General features: G+C 37.4%; 11 protein-coding genes and 1 tRNA gene. 8 read left to right on the top strand and 4 right to left on the bottom strand.

Features of this window, described 5'->3' with window-relative positions; genetic code table 11:
* Positions 1–85 precede the first annotated feature (85 nt).
* From ACE1ET_RS11715 to ACE1ET_RS11705, 3 genes are all read right to left on the bottom strand, one after another.
* A complete protein-coding gene (locus tag ACE1ET_RS11715) occupies positions 86–1,201 on the bottom strand; it encodes a glycoside hydrolase family 53 protein (RefSeq protein ID WP_375728597.1) in 1,116 nt (371 codons plus the stop codon).
* Between the two features lie 140 nt (positions 1,202–1,341).
* The gene (locus tag ACE1ET_RS11710; RefSeq protein WP_375728596.1) at positions 1,342–2,031 is read right to left on the bottom strand and encodes a PKD domain-containing protein; all 690 of its coding nucleotides are present in this window, start codon (positions 2,029–2,031) and stop codon (positions 1,342–1,344) included.
* 227 nt (positions 2,032–2,258) lie between these two features.
* Positions 2,259–2,343, bottom strand: a tRNA-Ser gene (locus tag ACE1ET_RS11705).
* 409 nt (positions 2,344–2,752) lie between these two features.
* Here ACE1ET_RS11705 and ACE1ET_RS11700 point away from each other — a divergent pair.
* Positions 2,753–3,073, top strand: coding sequence for an RNA recognition motif domain-containing protein (locus tag ACE1ET_RS11700; RefSeq protein WP_375728595.1), 321 nt, complete (start codon positions 2,753–2,755; stop codon positions 3,071–3,073).
* A 161-nt stretch (positions 3,074–3,234) separates the two neighbouring features.
* Positions 3,235–3,834, top strand: coding sequence for an acyl carrier protein phosphodiesterase (locus ACE1ET_RS11695; protein WP_375728594.1), 600 nt, complete (start codon positions 3,235–3,237; stop codon positions 3,832–3,834).
* Here the strand turns inward: ACE1ET_RS11695 and ACE1ET_RS11690 are convergent.
* Entirely contained in the window at positions 3,831–5,324 is a 1,494-nt protein-coding gene (locus ACE1ET_RS11690; protein WP_375728593.1) for a sensor histidine kinase, read from the bottom strand. The two genes, ACE1ET_RS11695 and ACE1ET_RS11690, sit on opposite strands and share 4 nt — an antisense overlap.
* Before the next feature lie 318 nt (positions 5,325–5,642).
* Between ACE1ET_RS11690 and ACE1ET_RS11685 the strand changes: the two genes are divergently transcribed.
* The 6 genes from ACE1ET_RS11685 (at position 5,643) to ACE1ET_RS11660 (ending at position 17,153) form a co-directional block, all read left to right on the top strand.
* Complete coding sequence (locus ACE1ET_RS11685; protein WP_375728592.1) at positions 5,643–6,353, top strand: succinate dehydrogenase cytochrome b subunit; 711 nt, start codon at positions 5,643–5,645, stop codon at positions 6,351–6,353.
* 21 nt (positions 6,354–6,374) lie between these two features.
* Positions 6,375–8,318: a fumarate reductase/succinate dehydrogenase flavoprotein subunit gene (locus tag ACE1ET_RS11680; protein ID WP_375728591.1), complete on the top strand. Its 1,944-nt coding sequence runs from the start codon at positions 6,375–6,377 to the stop codon at positions 8,316–8,318.
* Between the two features lie 16 nt (positions 8,319–8,334).
* Positions 8,335–9,090, top strand: coding sequence for a succinate dehydrogenase/fumarate reductase iron-sulfur subunit (locus ACE1ET_RS11675; protein ID WP_375728590.1), 756 nt, complete (start codon positions 8,335–8,337; stop codon positions 9,088–9,090).
* 571 nt (positions 9,091–9,661) lie between these two features.
* A complete protein-coding gene (locus ACE1ET_RS11670; protein WP_375728589.1) occupies positions 9,662–12,280 on the top strand; it encodes a hypothetical protein in 2,619 nt (872 codons plus the stop codon).
* A 1-nt stretch (position 12,281) separates the two neighbouring features.
* The gene (locus ACE1ET_RS11665; protein WP_375728588.1) at positions 12,282–15,548 is read left to right on the top strand and encodes a SusC/RagA family TonB-linked outer membrane protein; all 3,267 of its coding nucleotides are present in this window, start codon (positions 12,282–12,284) and stop codon (positions 15,546–15,548) included.
* 12 nt (positions 15,549–15,560) lie between these two features.
* Positions 15,561–17,153, top strand: coding sequence for a RagB/SusD family nutrient uptake outer membrane protein (locus ACE1ET_RS11660; RefSeq protein WP_375728587.1), 1,593 nt, complete (start codon positions 15,561–15,563; stop codon positions 17,151–17,153).
* Positions 17,154–17,192: the final 39 nt, after the last annotated feature.

The raw sequence follows: 17,192 nt of genomic DNA, 5'->3' as shown, positions 1-17,192 counted from the left end.
TTAAAATTAGTGAAATAAAACTTCTGAACCAAACAAATTTATCTCATTTTGAGACTGATAGGTGTGAATCCTGTATGGTAGGTACTTATTTGAAAGCTGTAATGCCTTTTAATGCATTGCCATCTTTGTCGAAAAGGCTTCTTCCAATGAACCAGACCTTAGAGTCAGGAATGTACAGGCCATCCGGTTTCCAGTAAAAAATTCCCTTAACCTTTGGATAGAGGTGCGCAATACTATCCAGCGTGACAAGAAAATCATACTGCCCTTGTTCTGTCGGCGGGAAGGGTTGAACATCCATCACCCATTCCTGTGATTCCGGGTAATGCCCGTTGGCATAGTATGCTGTTTCAACAATTACTATATCGTGTTCGTCATTATTCGATAACCACGTGAGGTTTTCCTCAAGGTCTTGAAAAGTGCCGTGCCACCATGGGTAATAACTTAGTCCGATGAGGTCAAATTCAATTCCGTGTGCTTTAAGGTTGTCAAAAAAGTATTTTGTTTCGGCCTGATCCCCTCCGCGATCAATGTGGATCATAATTGGAATTTTCGTGTCTCCGCTGGCATCTTTTATTCCACTTATTCCGGCAGCTAACAAGGTGCAAAAACTGTCCCAGTCTTCTGCGGAATCCTTATAAATTTTCCCGTCCGGCCAGATCATACCGTAGGTTATTTCGTTTCCGGGTTGAACCATATCCGGCATTACACCAGCTTCTTTCATTGCCAGAATAACTTTTTTACTGTACGTATAAACGCTGTCGGTCAGGATATTGAATGGCAGTTCTTTCCAGGCTTTTGGTTTGTATTGTTTTTGAGGATCAGCCCATGTGTCGGAGTAGTGAAAATCCAGCAACAATTTCATTCCTGATGCTTTAATCTTTTTTGAAAGTGCAATGGTGTAGTCCTGGGAATTGCAAACAGGTCCTTCCATGTTTGGCGTATGAAATATCCTGACGCGACCATAGTTGTAACCGTTTTGTCTAAAAAGTGCTAGGGCATCTACCGGCTTACCGTTATATTTATACACACCACCAAGATCTTCCATTTTCTTCAGGATGGAGAAATCCCCTCCGTACATGAACGCATCAGCTTGTTGTTTTGGTTCAGATGTACAACCTGCAAAGACAATTGCAATTAAGAATATACTGATTAAAGATTTTGATGTTTTCATAGCCTGTAAATTATAAGAAGGTTTTTTCATAAAGTACTGTTTATCTTCAGAGATTAATTCAAAACATAAATTCCTTATTCAATATTTGTCAATTTAAATTTAGCATTTCGCTTTGTTTTATATTTTATAATAAACAGAGTTTAAAAAGCACATGAGAAAAAGCGAATGATTTATTCCCATACTACATGTACGGTAAAACTATACTCGTTCAATATCATGTCAAAAGAATCGGGATATCCATTATTTCTGTGGTATTCCATGGATCCTTTTAATCCTCCTACAAATTCATAACTGGCAGCGTCAATGTCGTATATATTCACAAAGAACCCTTTATCGAATTTGGTAAACGTGTACTCAATGTCAAAAGAGTAAGTTTTGCCACTGACAGCATCGTCATGAAAATTGCTGCTTTGGGCAAACTCTGAATCTCCTTCTGTACCTGCAATGACAAAAATATCAGGATTTGATCCGGGATCATTATCCCAGGTTTTTCCTTCTGCATTTGTTGCCGGAAAGTTATTGACGTCTATGCTTGTTACCTTCATTTTTGTTGCCTTGCCGGGAATGTTGATTGTTTTGGTGTTTCTGGTTTCACCACCGGCTCCTGAAGCAGTCAGTGTGACAGTATGGAGGCCTTCTGTTAATGTTTTGGTGACGGTTTTCCCTGACATAATTTGATTATAGCCAAAATCCCAGGAATAGGTCTCAGCGTCAGTATAATCTGCTATAAAGGTGACTTCAACTGGTGAAAAGTTTTGAGACAACGTATATGTGAAATCTCCGGCAGGTTCCTGTGTCTTTTCGCAACTCAACAGTGAAAGGGAAAATAATAGAGGAAGCAGGATTTTAGTTTTTTTCATAACAAGGGTTTTAAGATCTTAAACAGGGCGTGAATATAGTGAAATTATGAATATAGTCAATTAGGATTACCTCCCTTCGGTTGGTGATCCCCTGGAGTGGGAGATATTCAAAACAATAGCCTTTAAGGCATAGCCTTAAATCCATTTTCATTTTAACCTTCCCTCAAACAAGTTTGATGAAGTCTAAAATAAAAAAGCCCAGGCATTTTGCCAGGGCTTTTGTTTTGCGGAGAGAGAGGGATTCGAACCCCCGGTACCTCGCGGTACAACGGTTTTCAAGACCGCCGCATTCGACCACTCTGCCATCTCTCCAAAAATTAATAAGAATAGATTTAAGTATCGTTCCTGATTTTTACAGGAACACCAACTTAGCTATTTCTTAATCACAATAATTATACTATCCCGCTTAAATAGCGGTGCAAAAATAGAAGAAAAATCAGTATGCGCAAAACTAAAATTCTAAATTTTTTTCTGTGATTCTTATTTATAAATAAGTAATCGATTTGTTATGCGGACGTAAAAGTTTTTTAATATTGATTATCAGTAGATTAATAATGTTATTTTAATAATATACTTTTTTGTTTTTTGTTAAAAAAATGCCGTATCTTCGTGTCAGTTATTTAATAGAAGTTCTTAGTCCGATTTCCTCTTTTATACAGAATGAAAACCCGTACTATCCTGTCTATTAGTTTTTTCAATTATTTTATTTTTTATTTTTTTTATGATGAATATTTTTATTGCAAAGTTAAATCCTCAAACAACCGGAGAGGATTTAAATGAAGTTTTTAGCGAGTATGGTGAAGTAATCTCTGCTAAAGTTGTTATGGACCGCGAAACCGGAAATTCTAAATGTTATGGTTTTGTAGAAATGGCTAATGATGATGAAGCAACAACAGCTATTGACCAGTTAAATGAAGCTACTCTGAACGGAAACGAAATTGTAGTTAAAAAAGCTAAGCCAAGAGAAGAGAGAAATGATCGGAGAGGTGGTGGTCAGAGAAGAGACCAGAAAAGGTCTTTCAGACCATACAACAGAAACTAAAACATTTAAGCGGGCGCTGCCCGCTTTTTTTATGTCTTTCATGAAAGTAGTTCTTTCCAGTGTATCTGTTATATTTTCATATTCCCTATATAAAATCTTTGGAGATGCTACGGACCTTAAGGCTAATCTGAAAGTCTGAATTGGTTTACTTATATTTACACATGAATTTTTTAGCGCATCTTTTTCTGTCTTATCCTAATCCGGAAGAAATGACCGGTAATTTTATGGGAGATTTTGTGAAAGGGAGGAATTATTTGAATTACCCCATGGAGATTAGGAATGGTATTCTGATTCACAGGGCTATTGATCATTACACCGATCAGCACGGAGAAGCAAAGAAACTTGTTACCGCACTTAGGCCAATATATAAAAGATATGCCGGTGTAGTATCTGATATTGTGTTTGATCATATTCTGGCAAGGGACTTTAATTACTGGTCAGAACTGGATTTAAACAGATTTTCGCACTACACTTATAATATTCTTTCAGATAACAGGAATGTTTTGCCTGAAAGAGTATCTTCTATTTTAGACAGAATACGCGAATCCCGCCGATTGCAAATGTACGCGTCACTGGATGGAATAAGGAATTCTTTAGATATTATGTCGAGCCGGACTTCGCTTCCGGATCATACTGAAGCATTGATCCGATTCATGAGGGAGAATGACACATTTATTACAGAAACTTTTAATGCTTTTTTCCCTGAACTTAAACGCTGGGTAGAGATAAAAAGGAAGGAACTGGATGGCAAAGACAGTTAAGAAGCAGATGGGAAGGTAAGTGTAAAGGTGCTGCCTTTGCCTTTTTTGCTGGAAACTTTTATGCTTCCTTTGTTTTTGGTGACGAACTCTTTGCAGATAATCATTCCAAGGCCGGTCCCGGACTCATTTTCTGTTCCGGGCGTGCTGAAACCCTTGTTTAAACTAAACAGCAGAGCAGTCTTTTCTTCATCCATCCCAACACCATTATCTTTTACAATAATATTGATCTTGTTGCCTGAAATATTTGAATTCAATTCAACTTTCCCTCCCGGAAATGTATATTTAATGGCGTTTGAGATAAGATTTCTAAGGGATGTCTTTAACATATCCTCATCGGCAAAAATGTACATGTCTGATTTGCAGCTGGATATAAATTGGATTTTTTTCTTTTCGTAAACCGGTCTGAAAATATCTTCCATAAGTTTAATAAGATCACAGACTTTTATTTTTACAGGATTATAAACAATTTTATTCATTTGCGACCTGGTCCAGATCAGAAGGTTTTCTATAAACTGATAGGTTTGTTCCCCAGATCTTTTAATTGTTTTTATGTAGTTTCTTCTGGTTTCATCGTTCAGTTCAAAATATTCATCATATAATAGTTCCGAAAAACCAAGAATTGCTGTAAACGGCGTTCGGATGTCATGTGCAATAATTGAAAAAAAACGATTTTTTTCTTCATTAATGGTCGATAGCTCCTTGTTTTTTTTCAGCAGTTTTGTTTCGTATTTTATAATATCATCAATGTTCTCAATGATGCCGAACATCTTAAACGGTTCACCGTCGGAGTCCCTCTCGAGGTCGGCAACAAACTTAACCCATCCCTTTCTGGCAGAATGAGATGCAATGTGCAGCGTTTGATTTAGTTTACGGTCACTTTTAAAACATTTATCCAGTTCTGACTTTAACTCATCAATTCCATCGGTGTCGAATAGTTTCATAAAAGAGTCAAACTTTCCGTCAAAACTATGCTTTCCAATGTGGAGTATTTCTGTTACATGATCGGAAATATATATATCACCTGTTTTTATATTCCATTCCCAGATGCCAAAATTTGCAGCTTGTTCAGCAAGTCTTAAACGTTTCGCATTCTGGTTGGTATGTGCCTGATCCCAGCGCGTTTGGTTTATCTTTTCCAGACATATAATACCGGATGTTTTGTTGTTATGATACGCAATCGTCCCTGATGCCTCAAGAAATACCTTTGTGGTGCTTCTGTGCTGAAGACATATTTGGTAGCTGTTGAAAATAAGTTTTTTTACGTGCCTTATCAGCCTGTAGGTCTTTTGTATCTCTGTTCTGTGAGCTGGATGTATAAATTCCAGAAAAGGTCTGTTGGTGATTTCAGAAGAACTGTAGCCTAGGTATTCAGCAATTTGTTCTGTAACGAAAAGTACTTTCCCATTTTCCTCCATTAAAATATCTAATCCGTTTTCCTCAAAAAAGGATTTTGAAATAGTATCGTTGTTATGGTCGGTAATTTCGGGCATAAATTAAAGTTTCAGCTTATCAAATTTAAAAAAATTAATCGACATTAGTTTGATATTCAGTTTGGCACGTATCAGTTAAAACGAAAAACCTTCATCATATATTTGTTATGTAACATTTTTCGTAAATCTATTTGTTAAAAAGCTGGCAAAAAACAATCTATCTGTTATTTTTGTAGGCATTTGACAAAAAACTGGAATTTCTTTTTATATCCGTTTTAAATAAGGAAAAATTTCATTAATATATTGCCAGTAATTATGTTTCATGTAATTTTGCGATCTGTTCATTAAAAACGATAATAATTCTAAAAATTGATATGTATGGCTAATGTTTTTAGTTCTTCAATCGGAAGAAAATTTCTGATGAGTATATCAGGTCTTTTTCTTATTTTGTTTCTGATTGTGCATTTAACAGCGAACTCGTTTCTGATTCTGGACTGGGCTTTCGGAACAGAAATAGGACAGATGTTTAATGCGGCTTCACATTTTATGGCTACAAATCCGTTAATTAAGGTTGTTGAGCCTGTTTTAGCGCTTGGGTTTGCTGTTCATATAATCTATTCTCTGATTATTTCATTCCAAAACATGAGAGCCCGTGGAAACCAGAAGTACCAGTCGGGTAATAATACAGAGGGAGTAGAGTGGGCATCAAAAAATATGCTGGTGTTGGGCATCGCAATATTTGCGTTCCTGCTTGTTCACTTGTATGACTTTTACCTGAAAATGAAAGGCTATTTACCGTGGCATGCGGCAGAAGTGGAGTTTCCTTTCTTCGGACTAACAGCAACCGGTGAAAATGCATATTCGTTGGTAAACGCTACATTTAGCCAGCTTTGGGTTGTTATTGTATACGTTATTGGATCAATTGCTCTGGCCTTTCATATGGCACACGGATTTTGGTCTGCTTTCCAGACTATCGGTTGGAATAATACTTTATGGCTGAAAAGATTACGCGTGATCAGTCTTGTGGTAGCATGGATCATAGGTGGTGGGTTTAGTGTAATTGCAGTTGTTCAATACTTATTCTTTTAGTAATCAGAAAAATTAGTTGCTATGGCAAAAAAGATAGATTCAAAAATTCCACAGGGGCCATTGGCTCAGAAATGGAGTAATTATAAAGCACATCAAAAGCTGGTTAATCCTGCCAATAAAAGAAAGCTTGATGTTATTGTGGTTGGTACAGGTCTGGCTGGCTCTTCTGCAGCGGCTTCGCTTGGTGAGATGGGGTTTCAGGTTAAAAACTTTTGCATTCAGGATTCGCCAAGACGGGCTCACTCAATTGCTGCGCAGGGAGGTATTAATGCTGCCAAAAACTATCCAAACGATGGGGACTCAGTTTACCGGTTGTTTTATGATACGGTAAAAGGTGGTGACTACAGGGCCAGGGAGGCTAATGTTTACAGACTTGCTGAAGTAAGTAACAGCATTATTGACCAGTGTGTAGCGCAGGGTGTTCCTTTTGCACGTGAATATGGAGGTTATCTGGATAACCGATCATTTGGTGGAGCTCAGGTAAGCCGTACATTCTACGCAAAAGGGCAGACAGGACAACAGCTTTTGCTTGGGGCCTATTCTGCATTAATGCGTCAGGTAAATGCAGGAACCGTAACAATGCACACCCGTTCAGAAATGGTGGAGCTTGTAATTATTGATGGTAAAGCAAGAGGTATTATAACCCGGAATCTTGTGACAGGGAAGCTGGAACGTCATTTTGCTCATGCAGTGGTAATAGCAACAGGAGGATACGGTAATACTTTTTTCCTCTCAACCAATGCGATGGGATCCAATGGTTCTGCAGCCTGGATATGTTATAAAAAGGGTGCATATTTTGCAAACCCTTGTTTTGCGCAAATCCATCCAACCTGTATTCCTGTTCACGGACATTTTCAAAGTAAACTGACGCTGATGTCTGAATCGTTGCGTAACGACGGACGAATTTGGGTTCCAAAGAAAAAGGAAGATGCAGAAGCTGTACGTGCCGGAAAACTGAAGCCGGTTGATATAAAAGAGGAAGATCGGGATTATTATCTGGAAAGAAGATATCCTGCATTTGGTAATCTGGTTCCCCGGGATGTAGCTTCAAGGGCCGCAAAAGAACGTTGCGATGCCGGTTATGGTGTTGGTTCAACCGGATTGGCAGTTTATCTCGATTTTAAATCTGCCATTGAGCGATTAGGTGAGGATACAATAAAAGCAAGATATGGCAATCTTTTCCAGATGTATGAAAAGATTGTGGATGATAATCCATATGAAACGCCGATGATGATATATCCTGCCATTCACTATACTATGGGTGGTATCTGGGTTGACTATGAATTAATGACATCTATTCCGGGACTTTTCTCAATTGGTGAGGCAAACTTCTCAGATCACGGTGCTAACCGTCTTGGTGCTTCCGCATTGATGCAGGGTCTGGCTGATGGATACTTTGTTTTACCATTCACTATTCAGAATTATCTGGCCGATGAGATTCACGTTCCACGAATGTCTACGGATCTACCTGAATTTGTAGAGGCAGAGAAATCAATCAACGAGCGTATTGAAAAACTGATGAATATTAAAGGTAAAAAATCAGTTGATACTATACATAAGGAACTTGGTTTGGTAATGTGGGATTTCGTTGGGATGGCCAGAAATAAGAATGGCCTTGAGGAAGCCATTAAAGATATCCAGGAAATTAAAAAGGAATTCTGGACAAACGTCAGAATTCCGGGTGATGTTGAAGACTTCAATACTGAACTTGAGAAGGCAAATCGTTTAGCTGATTTCATAGAAATTGGGGAGCTTATGGCTCGCGATGCTCTGAACAGAGAGGAGTCTTGTGGAGGACATTTCAGAGAGGAATACCAGACTGAAGAAGGTGAAGCGTTAAGACAGGATGATAAATATAAATATGTTTCTTGTTGGAATTATAAAGGAGATGATAAAGAACCGGAATTGCTGAAAGAAGATCTGGTTTATGAGGAAGTGGAAGTAAAAACAAGAAACTACAAATAATTTAAGTTGATACGTAATGGAGAAGACAATTAACTTAACACTGAAAGTATGGCGTCAGAAAAACGCCAAAACCAAGGGTAAATTTGAAACATTTCAGTTAACCGGAATTTCAACGGACAGCTCATTCCTTGAAATGATGGATATATTGAATGAACAAATCATAAACGATGGTGGAGAACCCGTTGCATTTGATCATGACTGTCGTGAGGGAATATGTGGGATGTGCTCGCTTTATATAAACGGCCGTCCACATGGACCTGATGATGATGTAACAACCTGTCAGTTGCACATGCGTAAATTTAAAGATGGTGAGACAATTACGGTTGAACCCTGGCGTTCAGCAGGATTTCCTGTAATTAAAGATCTTGTTGTTGACAGATCAGCATTTGATAAGATTATAGCAGCCGGTGGTTATGTATCTGTAAGTACTGGTGGTGTGCCTGATGCGAATGCTATTCCTATTTCAAAAATTGATGCAGATGAGGCTATGGATTCCGCTTCATGTATTGGATGTGGAGCGTGTGTGGCAGCTTGTAAAAATGGTTCAGCTATGTTGTTCCTATCCGCTAAAGTCAGCCAGTTTGCCTTACTGCCACAGGGTAAGGTTGAGGCTAAAAGAAGAGCTAAGGCTATGGTGGCTAAAATGGATGAGCTTGGATTTGGAAATTGTACAAATACGGGTGCTTGTGAAGTGGAATGTCCAAAAAATATTTCAATTTCAAACATTGCCCGTTTAAACAGGGAATTCCTTAAAGCAAAATTCAGAGATTAAGAAATATATAAATTTTTTTATAAAGGTCGATCATTTTTTTTGATCGACCTTTTTTGTTTTTAATATAGTCCGTATTTTAACTTTTAAACAACATGTATTAAAAGGAATTTGAATTTTAACATAATTCATGTTTTAATCAGACAATTTTATTTAAAATTGGAACGTTATTGGAGTGAAAATTAATAATACTTTTTCTGCAAAGAGTGTATATTTTTTTAAAAATAGATTGATAATAGGAGGGATAGGATGAGGAGAAAAGTTAAAAAATATTTCAAAAACCCAAATTGCAAGCCTGAAAACGGCTATTTTCAATATGTTTATTAACATTTTTAACAAATTATAATACTTTGTTACTTGTGTTGCATAAGAACTAATTTAGTCCTATATTTGTCCGTTGCAAATTTTAGTGTTTTATTTACACTCATCGAATTTGACAAAATAAATTGCAACTTTTTAACACAACACTAATTGAAAAATATGAAAAAACCCAAATTTACTCTTCTGTCGCATACGTCTTATGCGGTTTTTCCGAGATTTTAAATTGGGGCTTAAATTAAAATTTTATTATACGATGAAAAGAAATTTTAAGAATCATCTTTTTCGGTATCTGATATTAATATCTGTATTAGTATCCGGATCTTTGGGTTTCATGTCGTGCAAAGATCCATACATATATGATAATAAGGAACCGGATTGGCTTGGAGCAAGTATCTATGATTATTTAAAAGAGAATGGTAATTACACTAATTATGTGAAAATTATCGAGGATGTAGGGTATACAGAGGTTTTGAGAAAAACCGGTAGTAAAACGTTGTTCGTTGCTGATGATGATGCTTTTGCTCGTTTCTATCAGAATAATGAGTGGGGGGTTACAAGCTATGCTGATTTGAGTCATACACAAAAAAAGCTTATTCTTAATTTCAGTATGATTAACAATGCATATCTCATCGAAACATTATCAAATTATTACAACGGGGAACTCAATAAGGGGCAGGCCATTAGAAGAGAAACTGCACTTACCGCTCTGGATACTGTATATTTTGATAAGGGTGATGATTTGCCGGATACTAAGCAATGGACTGCCTATAAGACACGAGGAATACATTTGTTTAAAGATAATACGACATCTCCTTTAGTTCACTTTCTGGAAAAACAATTAAGCTATGCAGCTATAACTAATGAGGATTTCTTTTTAATTACGGGAAAAGAAAGACAGACCAATGATGCATTTATTTTCGATAAAAAAGTTATTGAAAGGGATATAACCTGTAAGAATGGTTATATAAATGTTCTGGAAGATGTATTGGTTCCTCCTGTTAATATGGCTGAGTTTTTAATGAAGGAACCCAGAACTTCTGAATTTTCAACGCTGCTTGAGAGGTTTTCTGCGCCTTATTATGATGGTGAGAACACCGATCGATTCAATAATATTGATTATAACGAACAGAATAATATACATATTGATTCCATCTATGTCAAGGAATACTTTTCTGAAAATGGAGGAACCTTAAGATATCCGAATGGCCGATTGATTAATACAGATCTGCTTCTTCCTTACAATCCGGGATGGAACAGCTATAACGATATGATTAACGGAACATCATTGCAGGCAGATATGGGAGCAATATTTGCTCCAACTGATGAGGCTATGGATCACTACTTTAATGTTGGTGCAGGTAAAATTCTGAAAGACCGTTTTGGAAGCTGGGCTAACGTTCCGGATGATATAACTGTATTATTTCTTCAAAGGCATCTGAGAACTTCTTTACTGGCTTCAACTCCAAGCCGTTTTGATAAAATGACAGATACAGAAAACTCGGTTATATATGCCGGGAAAGATGATATTGTAGATACATATGTTGGTGTTAACGGCGTAGTTTATTTAATGAACAACGTATATCCCCCGGATGATTATATTTCTGTTTATGCACCGGTTTTATTCAGCGAAAAAACAAAAGTTTTCAACTGGGCGATCCGCCAGAACGACTTTAGGTTATACCTCAATTCTTTGATCAGCCGATACAGCTTTTTTGTACCTACAGATGAATATCTTAAGAACTATATTGATCCGGTAGCATTTGCAAAAGATAAAAAAGGAGCACTGCAGTTCCGGTATGACGAAGAGGAACAAACTGTTTTAGCCACAGTATATGCTTATGATGCTGCGACTAATACTGTAGGTGATTCTATAGCATCAATTGAGGATCCTGATTTCATTTCTAACAGGTTACTCGACATGTTGAATACCAATATTGTGGTTAACGGTGTTGAAGATGCTGATGGATACTACCTTACAAAAGGTGGTAATGTGATAAAGGTTGAAGGAGCCGGCTCTGGTTTGAATATGGTTGTTCAGGGAGGTGGTGATATCGAACGCAATGATGAGGTGAATATTGTAGACAATTTTGAAGTGGAAAACGGTTATACCTATTTTATAGATAAACCAATTCAAACACCTACCAATTCAGTGTACAAAACGCTAAGTGAAACGCCTGAGTTCAGTGCTTTTTTTGAATTGCTTTCTGGTTTTCCTGAAACTTCAAACTCTGTGTTTTTTGTAAAAAGAACCAATTATTTCGGTATCGACTTCACTGTAAAATTCTTAAATACGTTTAACTATACCATTTACGTACCAACAAATGATGCTATTGCTAAAGCAATTCAGGATAGCATTATTCAGCCGTGGGATGACTATGTCGTAGCTTCCGGTGATACAATAATGGGTATAAATTCTATTGAGGGGACAGCAGACAGAAATGCGGCAATTGTTAAACTGGAACGTTTTCTGAGATATCACTTCCAGGATAATTCTGTATTCATCGGTGGAAAATCTGTGGATGAAGTTTATCAGTCATCTACCATTAAACTGAACGGTGGTTACTCCTTGTACAATACCTATAAAAATAAATATTATAAAATCGGTGTTGTGGGTGACGGATCTTATTTGAATTTAACAACAGAAAGTGAAGCTGCGAGGGGAACAGTTAGTGCGTCGGTTATTGTGCAACCTGGTTTGTATAACTTACTTGCAAGAGATTATATTTTTAACGCAGATCCTCAGACATTAAAAGAGGTAGATGGTACAGGTGCTTCAGGAGCAGCCTTTTCAACATCGCAGATATATACTTCTGCAACTGCTGTAATTCATCAGATTGATAACGTATTGAGATTTGAAACAAATGAAAATTAATATGAAATCTAAATTAGAAATACTAGTATTAGCTTTATTCCTTCTGTTGCCGTTTTTTTCATTTGGACAATCAACAGGTGATGTTATAATTCAGGGAACTGTAACATCTAAAGCTGATGGAGAGACCTTAATCGCCGTTGCAGTAACAGAGGTTGACGAAAATAACAGGATCGTCAATTCAGCTATTACGGATTTCAATGGTCATTATGTTATTAAAGTTAAAGATACCTCCAATAAACTGAACTTCCGTTTTATAGGTTTCAAGGATCAGTCATTTGAGATTGGCAGCAACAGGGAGATCAATGTTGAAATGGTTGAGGATGTTAAGGTACTTGGTGAGTTTACTGCAGAAGCTGAAAGAACACATAGCGAAGGAAACTTTAAAATTCCTGAGCGTGAAATTTCAACTGCCGTTCAAACCATTGACACCAAGAAATTTGAAGGTGTACAGGTCACAACAATCGATGATGCGTTACAAGGACGTATTGCCGGTTTAGACATTGTGGCTAATTCAGGTGACCCGGGTGCCGGTTCTTCCATGCGTATAAGGGGTACATCATCTATTAATGCAAACACGGAGCCGTTAATTGTTTTGAATGGTATACCATATGAGGTAAATATTGACCCGAACTTCGACTTCGCGAATGCCAATACAGAACAGTATGCCAATATGTTGAGTATTAACCCTGATGACATTCAGGAAATTACAGTACTTAAGGATGCTGCATCAACAGCTGTATGGGGCTCTAAAGGTGCAAATGGGGTACTGTTAATCACGACTAAAAAAGGGGTTTCTGGTCCAACACGTATTCAATATACGCTAAGAACAACAGCAGCCCGTCAGCCTAAGGGAATTAAAATGTTAACAGGTGACGACTACACCATGTTAATGAAGCAGGCTTATTTTAATCCTTATCAGAATGAGGCTGCGTCTGACGTGGATGAATTTAATTATGATCCTACATTTTCAGAATATCAAAATTTCAATAACAACACCGACTGGATTGACGAAGTAATTCAAACAGGTTTTACACAGGACCACTATTTAACTGTCTCCGGTGGTGGCGACAGAGCACTTTACAGGGTATCAGGTGGTTTTTATAAGCAACGCGGTACAATTATCGGACAGGTATTGAACAGGGTTTCATCCCGTGCATACCTGGATTATATGGTTTCAGACAGGTTAAGGTTCATTTCTGAATTTTCATTTACATATTCTGATAATCAAAGAAATTATAGCAACTTGTTAGGAATCGCATACAGAAAGATGCCTAACGTAAGTGTTTACAAACAGGATATTTTTGGTAGAAATACGGATGAATTCTATAATATTAGAAGAGATTCACGGTTAAACGGAGCACAAAGGGATTTATATAATCCTGTTGCACTAGCTTATCTTGCAACTAATAATTTAAAGACTTACAGGATTTTACCAACCTTCCGTTTAAATTATGATATACTGGATCCCGATGTTCAGTATCTTCGCTACAGTGTATATGTTTCGTTTGATATTAACAACAACAAAACAACAAGTTTTCTCCCTGCCGAAGCAACCAATGCATATTGGGATAATTCCAATGTAAACCGTTCTGTAAGTGGGGACTCTGAAAGTATGACTGTTCAGACAGACAATAATATTACTTGGCAACCAAAATTTTCAAATCCGGCACATACACTTACCTTGTATGGTTCGTTTCAGTTAAGGACCGGTAATTCACAAAGTCAGGGAAATTCAATTTATGGGGTTCCGTTTTATAGTGATGCATCAGTAGATGCCTATCTGGACGGGATTAATACAAGTCGTTTTGCCTGGCGTTCAATGGGTATGCTTGCAAGAATGCATTATGCATATAAGGGAAGATACATTATGGGAGCAAGTATCAGAAGAGATGGTAGTACTAAATTTGGTAACGACCGTAAATTTGGAAATTTCCCGGGTATCTCATTTAAATGGATTATTTCTGATGAACCTTTCATGAAATCTACTCAGAACTGGTTGAGTATGCTGGCCATCCGTCCCAGTTGGGGTGTTACCGGTAACCCACCGGATGAAGAATATCTGCATTTCAGCCGTTACGGAAATTATGGTAGTTACGCCGGAATTCCGGCGACCCGTCCAACGTCCCTGCAGCTATCGGATCTGCGATGGGAAAGGACCTCTTCATTTAACTACGGTGCCGATCTGGGATTCTTTAATGATAAGTATATTATGGATTTTAACTTCTATCAGAAAAGAACAGATGACCAGTTATTTAAGAATCTGTCGATCCCTTCTACATCCGGAGCATCAAGTTATTCATATCAGAACGTTGGAACGATGGATAACAACGGTTGGGAGCTTAACTTTAATGCCAACAGGATAATTAAGAAGGGTGATTTCAGTGCAGACTTTAATTTCAACCTTGCCAATAATGTGAATAAAATTGTTCATCTTATTCCTGCAGTGTTGAATACCTTTAATGGTGAATACGATTATACAAACGGATCGTATCTGACACGCATACAGGAAGGTAACTCTTTTGGCTCCATTTATGGGTTTAAATACAAAGGCGTTTATCAATACAGTGAATATGTGCCTGGAACACAGGAAAATGCTCCTGTCGCAAGAGACGAACTGAAAAACGTAATTGTAGATGAAAACGGGGATCCCCTACCAATGGTATTCGCCTACGGAAAATCATCTGAATATGAATTTCAGGGTGGTGATGCCATTTATGAGGATATTAATCATGATGGCAGTATTGATGAGCTCGATATTGTTTACCTGGGAAATTCAAACCCTAAAGTGAACGGTGGATTTGGTTCATTGATCAGGTATAAAAATTTATCCTGTAATATGTTCTTTAACTTCAGATATGGAAATAAGATTGTAAATGCAGCCAGAATGAATGCTGAAAATATGTATGGAAATGATAATCAGAGCATCGCTGTGAACTGGCGTTGGAGAAAGGATGGTGATATTACCAATATGCCCCGGGCACTTTACCAGTATGGATTTAACTGGTTGGGGAGTGACCGCTATGTTGAGGATGGTTCATTTCTTAGGTTCAAGTATTTAACATTCAATTATGCTGTACCATCCAAAGCATTGAAAAAGTATAATTTAAAGCAGTTAAACTTTTATCTGACCTTTAATAATGTATTGGTATTTACAAAATACTCAGGAGTGGATCCTGAAGTTGGTTACGGTGGATTTAACGTGAGTACGGATAATTCAAGAACTCCACGTTCGAAGGATGTGACACTGGGTATTACAATTTCACTTTAAAAGTTCATTAAAATGTTGAAAAGTAAAATTATAACAATTGTATTTAGTGGTCTGGTACTATTCTCTTTTTCAGGCTGTAGAGACTGGCTTGATGTAAGACCTGAAAGTGAAACAATCCTTGAAGAATACTGGAAAACCGAGTCTCAGGCTGAGGCCGTTCTGATGTCATGTTACAGGTATTTTACAGAATCTTCTAATATTGAAAGAATGATTGTATGGGGAGAGCTAAGATCTGACAATTTAATAAAGGGTATTGGAACAAATGAACCTGCCAGTAAGGTTATTGATGTGGATATAACTTCAGCTAATACATTCTGCCATTGGGGAAGCATGTACACGGTTATCAATTACTGCAATACATTTATGCACTTTGCCCCGCAGGTACTGGATTATGATCAGACCTTTACTGAAGGTAAATTAAAAACCATGGAAGCTGAGGTTCTTACCCTTCGTTCTCTGGCATATTTTTATCTGGTTAGGGCTTTCAGGGATATTCCATGGATTACTGAGCCAAGTATTGATGATACTCAAAATTATGATGTTTACCAAACCACTGAAAGGGCGGTGCTTGACAGTATTATATCCGATCTTTTATATGCAGAGAAATTTGCACCGGATAATTATGATACTGAGGAAATGTCAAAAGTGAGAATTACAAAAAATGCTGTAAAAGCGCTTTTAGCTGACGTTTATTTATGGGATCAACAATATGATCGTGTTGTTCAGAAGTGTGATGAAATCCTTCAGGATCCCAAACTGGAATTTGTCGATGCAGAAGATTTTCTATATAACGTTTTTTACGTTGGGGCATCTAAGGAATCAATATTTGAATTCAGTTTTGATGACGACGAAATTTCAAATACTGTTGTGAGAGGTGCGTATGGGTATCTGGGTAACGGAGGGGAAGGTCAGCTTTCTATGCCGTTATTTCTGACTGATGTGAATGGGGAACATAGCATTTTCCATCACAAAGTATCCAGTTCCCTTATAGAAAGTGATGAAGATGAAGATATAAGATATAAAGACTTTATCAATCAGAATAAAGCAGCTGGTGGTTATAACTTCATATTCAAATATGCAGGTTTACAACGTACCGAGAATAATGAAGGTTACAGCAGTTATACTTATGCTTCTAAATCGCCCAATTGGATTGTATACCGTTTAGCAGATGTTACTCTTATGAAAGCTGAAGCACTTGTTCAACTAAACAGGGGTGAGGCTGATCTTCAGGGGGCTATGGATATGGTTAACCGGACTTATCTCAGAGCAAATCCTGAGCTGAGCGGTGATTCTTTGCAGGTGGCTGATTATAATTCTCAGGATGAAATGGAAAAACTTGTACTCAGGGAACGTCAGCGTGAACTGATGTTCGAGGGTAAAAGATGGTATGATTTAATGCGTTTAGCCAGACGCGATGGAAATCCAGTCCGTCTTTTGAATTATGTAGTTTATAAATTTACAGGTGATCAGGCATTACAGTACAGTAAGATGTCTGTAATGGATGCACTTTATTTCCCGATATCACAAAGTGAAATCAATGCGAATCCTAATTTAAAGCAAAATCCGTTTTACGAGATAACGGGTAGTAGCTCAACAACTGAATAGGATATAATATTACTAAGGGAGTAAATCTAAAGAGTTAGA

Origin of the sequence: Quyinboa mangrovi (assembly GCF_042219825.1) — a bacterium.
In the GTDB taxonomy this organism is placed as follows: domain Bacteria; phylum Bacteroidota; class Bacteroidia; order Bacteroidales; family UBA5342; genus JBHJHP01.
Note: the sequence above shows the minus strand (reverse complement) of the source record. Positions and strands in the feature narration are given on the sequence as shown.

Bases quoted from the DNA above. Each gene is read 5' to 3' on its own strand.
- ACE1ET_RS11685 (WP_375728592.1), top strand. From the start codon at position 5,643: ATGGCTAATGTTTTTAGTTCTTCAATCGGAAGAAAATTTCTGATGAGT.
- ACE1ET_RS11670 (WP_375728589.1), top strand. From the start codon at position 9,662: ATGAAAAGAAATTTTAAGAATCATCTTTTTCGGTATCTGATATTAATA.
- ACE1ET_RS11695 (WP_375728594.1), top strand. From the start codon at position 3,235: ATGAATTTTTTAGCGCATCTTTTTCTGTCTTATCCTAATCCGGAAGAA.
- ACE1ET_RS11700 (WP_375728595.1), top strand. From the start codon at position 2,753: ATGATGAATATTTTTATTGCAAAGTTAAATCCTCAAACAACCGGAGAG.
- ACE1ET_RS11675 (WP_375728590.1), top strand. From the start codon at position 8,335: ATGGAGAAGACAATTAACTTAACACTGAAAGTATGGCGTCAGAAAAAC.
- ACE1ET_RS11660 (WP_375728587.1), top strand. From the start codon at position 15,561: ATGTTGAAAAGTAAAATTATAACAATTGTATTTAGTGGTCTGGTACTA.
- ACE1ET_RS11690 (WP_375728593.1), bottom strand. From the start codon at position 5,324: ATGCCCGAAATTACCGACCATAACAACGATACTATTTCAAAATCCTTT.
- ACE1ET_RS11715 (WP_375728597.1), bottom strand. From the start codon at position 1,201: ATGAAAAAACCTTCTTATAATTTACAGGCTATGAAAACATCAAAATCT.
- ACE1ET_RS11665 (WP_375728588.1), top strand. From the start codon at position 12,282: ATGAAATCTAAATTAGAAATACTAGTATTAGCTTTATTCCTTCTGTTG.
- ACE1ET_RS11680 (WP_375728591.1), top strand. From the start codon at position 6,375: ATGGCAAAAAAGATAGATTCAAAAATTCCACAGGGGCCATTGGCTCAG.
- ACE1ET_RS11710 (WP_375728596.1), bottom strand. From the start codon at position 2,031: ATGAAAAAAACTAAAATCCTGCTTCCTCTATTATTTTCCCTTTCACTG.